This is a genomic window from Methanobacterium sp., from assembly GCA_016222945.1.
GTDB lineage: Archaea > Methanobacteriota > Methanobacteria > Methanobacteriales > Methanobacteriaceae > Methanobacterium_D.
The window spans coordinates 849-5,743 of the sequence record JACRPY010000008.1 but is presented as its reverse complement, the minus strand read 5'-3'; the positions used below and the strand labels follow the sequence as shown (position 1 = coordinate 5,743).

Below are 4,895 nucleotides of genomic sequence, written 5' to 3'. Positions count from 1 at the left end.
AGTAAGAATTACAACAGAAAAAAGTCTGAAGAAATTCAGAAATACATCAACCGGTGGTAGAGCCAGCAGAGCAGAGAAATCAATGAAGCATATTATGGGAAAATAATAATAATGGCAGGGGTTTTGGCCCCTGCCGATGAGGAGGAATAAGAAATGAGTAATAACGGAAAATTTAATCCACAAAATTATCTTACGAAGGGTACCAGGCAGAATCGTGTAAAAATGTTCGGTTTGATAGGAATCCCTTGTAATATATAGCATTTTCAGTTTAATAATTGTTTTTAGAATTTTTATTATAATACTGCAAAAAACGACCGTTTTCTGCAGTATTTATTTTTTATGATTTATGATTTATCATAGTAAAATAAGCATTATTAAACTGCAAAAACTCATGCGAAAAACAAACTGCATATAGCTGATATTAAAATTGAGTTTTTGCATATTATAAATATATGTCTTTAAAGAAAGGTATAAAAATATGAAAATAGGTTATGCAAGGGTTTCTACATATGAACAAAATTTAGATTCTCAAATTGATGATCTTCATAGAGCTGGGTGTGAAAAAATAATTTCTGAAAAAGTTACTACCAGACATCAGAAGAGAACAGAACTGACAGAATTACTTTGCTGGTTAAGGGAGAATGATGTCCTGGTGTGTACAAAAATGGACAGATTAGCACGAAATATACGTGAACTTCTGGAAATAATAGATAATCTATCATATAAAAATGTCAATGTTATATTTTTAGATCAGAATATAGATACAAGTCAGTCCAGTGGAAGGTTAATATTTCATATTTTTGCAGCTTTTGCAGAATTTGAAAGAGATATAATTAGAGAACGTACTCTGGCAGGGTTAATGGCTGCGCGTATAAGAGGAAAGAAGGGAGGAAGAAGGAAGGTTCTTACAGGGAAAAAATTAGAAACAGCTTTCAAAATGTATGATAGTAAGGAATATACTGTTCGACATATCTGTGAAACGTTAAATATTAAAGAAAGAACTTTTTATGAATATATAAAAAAACGTAAGGAAAAATAATGAAATGAAAGACTTGTATTTTACTAAACAAAATATATCAGAAAGTATTACCTTTTCTGAAAAAGATCGAACTTTTATAGAACAATTTCGTAGTAATCATAATCGTTTTGGTTTTGCATATCAGATGGCTTTTGTCTATTTAACAGGTTGTTTTCCAACGCAAGACCCTTTAGAAATAATAGATGATTTATTATGTTTTACAGCAACAGAATTAGGAATAAATTCAGACGAAATCAATAAATATAGTAAAAGAAGGCAAACTATTGCAGAACATCAAGAAAAAATACGGGTTTATCTGAATTTAAGGCGTTTTGGAGAAACAGAAAGTAGTTTATTAAAGGAATTTTTATATAAAGAATCCTGTAGATTAGAACAGACGTCTTCATTAATGGCAAAAGCTCAGGAATTTCTCCGTAATAACCAAATAATATTGCCCGCAAATTATGCTATAAGGAGAATAATAGGAGAACAACGTGATGCTGCAAGAAAATATATATTTACAAAGCTTTTTAATCAATTACCTATTGAAATAAAAGAAAAGATAGAAGAACTATTAGTTATAACAGAGAATCGTATCTCAACTTATCAAATATTAAAGGAACCACCAGGTTATCCAACTCCTCTGGCACTCCTTAAATTAATCGATAAAATAAATTATATTAAACAGACAGGTATAATAGAAATAGATATTTCTTGGATCAATAATAATTTTCAAAAATTATTAGCAAGAAAAGCCAGAACATTAAGTTCTTATAGGATCAAAGAATTTCAACAACCTCATAAATATACCATTATGACCTGTTTTTTATGGGAAACATATCGTGATACAGTTGACCATATTATAGAGATGCACAATAAATTAATCACTAATACTTATACAAGGGCAGAAACTGAATTAGGAAGTCAGTTGAAAAAAAGGCGTCAATATTTAAATACAACTTTATTACTCTTTAAAACCATAGGTAAAGCTCTCCTAAATGAAGAATTGTGTAATGATGAATTACGTCCATCCATTTTTAATACAATCCCTCCAGCTAAACTTGAGGCATATGTAAATGAGACTGAAAAGTGGCTCTCAGGAAAAAAAGTGATGTATTCCCTCTGTTTACAAATCGTTTCAGTTATTTACGTCAGTATTCTCCAAGTTTCTTAGAAAATATTTCTTTTAATATTGAAATAGGTGCTAAAAAATCATTACTCGAAGGGATTGAATTATTAAAAGAATTAAATTCCACAAAAAAATATAAAATTCCTAATGATACAGAACTTGATTTTATGCCATCTAAGCTTAAACCATTTATTAAATATAATGGTCAAATTGACCGTAGAGGTTATGAATGTGCATTACTTACAGTTTTAAGAGATGAAATTAAACGTGGTAATATCTGGATAGAACATAGTAAAAGATTTGTGAGACTTGATGATTTTTTTATTTCTGATGATGAATGGAAATTAAAAAGAAGAGAATTCTTCATAAATGCAAGGTTTCCAGAAAATAAAGGAGATGTTGCAGAATATCTCAAACAAAGATTAAATCAGTCCTATGATAAATTTTTAAAATTTTTACCAACAAATATCTATGTCAAAATGAAAAAAGACGGATGGAGTTTTAGTAAAGATGTTGCAGAAAAATTAGAACCAGAAGAGGAAGAAAAACTTGAAGCCCTTAAAACCTGGTTAAGTAGTAAAATGAGGACTATAAAATTACCGGATTTATTAATTGAAGTTGATAATGAACTCCGTTATAGCAGATATTTTATTTCATCTACAAAAGTAAATAAACGGTTAGTTGAAGATGTTTGTACAGTTATTTCAGCAATTATGGCCTATGGATGTAATATTGGGCCTCATGCTATGGCACAATTAACTAATAGTATTTCATATGATAAAATTAAAAATGTTTCAGATTGGTATTTCTATGAAGAAAACTTTAAATCATCACTGGCAGATGTAGTTAATGCTATAGCTAAATTAGAAACTACACAGGTATGGGGAGAAGGGAAAACATCCAGCAGTGATGGACAACGTTTCTTATTCCCACAGAAAGTTCTTAAACGGACTTATAGTCACAGATTAGGTGATTTTGCACTTGAATTCTATTCTTTTATTGCAGATAATTATGCTCCATTTTATACTGTACCTATAGAATGTACAGAACGTGATGCTGCTTATGTTTTAGATGGACTACTTTATCATGAGTCTGATCTTGACATTGAAGAACATTATGTAGATAGTCATGGCTATACTGAATTAAATTTTGCAGCTTTTGCCATGCTTGGTAAAAAATTCTGCCCAAGAATAAAGGGACTTCACCACCAACTACTATATAAAATTGATAAAGATAAAGACTATGGTCCATTAAATCCTATAGTAGGACAAAATAATCAAACTATCCATCTGGATTGGATATGTGATCAATGGGATCGTATGGGCCAATTCTATTCTTCTCTGCAAAGTGGTCATACAACTGCTTCTGTAGCTCTCAAACGTTTGGTATCTTATAGTGCAAAAAATGATTTCTATAAAGCTAATCGTGAATTGGGAAGAATTTTTAAGACGGAATTTATTCTTGATTATCTTTCAGATCCATTGCTTAGAAGAAGAATACAAAGAGGTCTCTTAATGGGGGAACAGCTTCATTACCTGGCTCGATGTGTTCACTATGGAAAACAAGGTAAAATTAAATCCTGGGACTTTTACAAACAAATGAATTCTGCCAGTTGTTTATTACTCATTCTTGCCTGTATTGTTTACTGGCAAATTAAGGAGATAGAAAGAGTTTTTATTGAATATAATCCTGAAAATGAAGGTATTGACATCTCACAGTTAACACATATAAGCCCTATTGGATGGGATAATATCATATTATATGGACAATATATAATTAATAGAGAACTCGTTCATTAATACTAAACCGAACATTTTTACACGATTCTGCCTGATACCCTTTGCAGGCCAATATTTATTACTTATCCTCTTCTTAATCTATCACTTACAACCACAGAAGGACTAAAAGAAGACATCACCCATTCAATTAAATTTGTTGAAGGATTATCAGGAGCAACCTTCTTTAAATCTAGGGTATAGGAATTTTCATTTTTTATGGCGTAAAATTGAGATTTAAGCCAAATTCGCCTGAAGGGCATAAGTTCTCAAACATTGGTATAGCACGATCTATCTGCCCTGAAAACAAAAAATACCTGACTAATGTATCAGTAAATGCAACAAATTCACTGATATGAAAAACTTCTCTCTCAGGATATAGATCCCTCAAATTAGATTTATCATCAAAAATATCAGGTACCTTTGAACCCTCACCCTTTTTAAGCAACACATTAGCATAACCAACTTTTGCAAAAAGATATTCAGGAAATTTATTATAACACTCTACAATTAATTTTTCCGCATCAGGTATATTACCGGCTATAAGATAAGCATTACTCAAATAATTATAAAACAGGGGAACATGAGGGTATTTTTCTATAAATCTCAATAGTTCAGGAATAACTTCCTCAGGTTTAGTTTTACTTTTGCTATGTAACTCATCTATTCTAACCCTGACCTCATCCGGTAATGCTTTAACCCTTTCATCCTCTATTTTCTCACTGGTAATCATATATTCAGGAAATTTTATATCTGCCGGCTTTTCATCAATTCCCCATACCCGTTTATTTTTTTCAATTCTCTTATTTTTCTTACCACTCATTTCTCAATGACCTTCTTTCTTTAGAAATGATAATACTGCTGAATATTCAAATACTGCCAGGCCAGAAGGCTTAACACAGAAGCACTGCAGCACCCTACAAGAAGCCCTCCAAGCAAACCAACTACAAGACCCAGGACAACCTTCTTATGA

Annotated in this window: 4 protein-coding genes; 3 read left to right on the top strand and 1 reads right to left on the bottom strand. The window is 31.2% G+C overall.

Annotation, left to right across the window (positions count from 1 at the left end; all coding sequences use genetic code 11):
• The first annotated feature begins 478 nt into the window (after positions 1 to 478).
• The 3 genes from HZC47_11465 to HZC47_11455 are packed head-to-tail and all read left to right on the top strand — an operon-like array spanning position 479 to position 3,946.
• Positions 479 to 1,039: a recombinase family protein gene (locus HZC47_11465; protein MBI5681502.1), complete on the top strand. Its 561-nt coding sequence runs from the start codon at positions 479 to 481 to the stop codon at positions 1,037 to 1,039.
• 4 nt (positions 1,040 to 1,043) lie between these two features.
• Positions 1,044 to 2,192 (top strand): DUF4158 domain-containing protein, encoded by a 1,149-nt coding sequence (locus HZC47_11460; GenBank protein ID MBI5681501.1) that lies wholly within the window; start codon positions 1,044 to 1,046, stop codon positions 2,190 to 2,192.
• Positions 2,108 to 3,946, top strand: coding sequence for a Tn3 family transposase (locus HZC47_11455; protein MBI5681500.1), 1,839 nt, complete (start codon positions 2,108 to 2,110; stop codon positions 3,944 to 3,946). The genes HZC47_11460 and HZC47_11455 overlap by 85 nt, the downstream gene beginning before the upstream one ends.
• Positions 3,947 to 4,139: 193 nt before the next feature.
• Here HZC47_11455 and HZC47_11450 read toward each other — a convergent pair whose 3' ends face one another.
• A complete protein-coding gene (locus HZC47_11450) occupies positions 4,140 to 4,745 on the bottom strand; it encodes a hypothetical protein (protein MBI5681499.1) in 606 nt (201 codons plus the stop codon).
• Positions 4,746 to 4,895 lie beyond the last annotated feature (150 nt).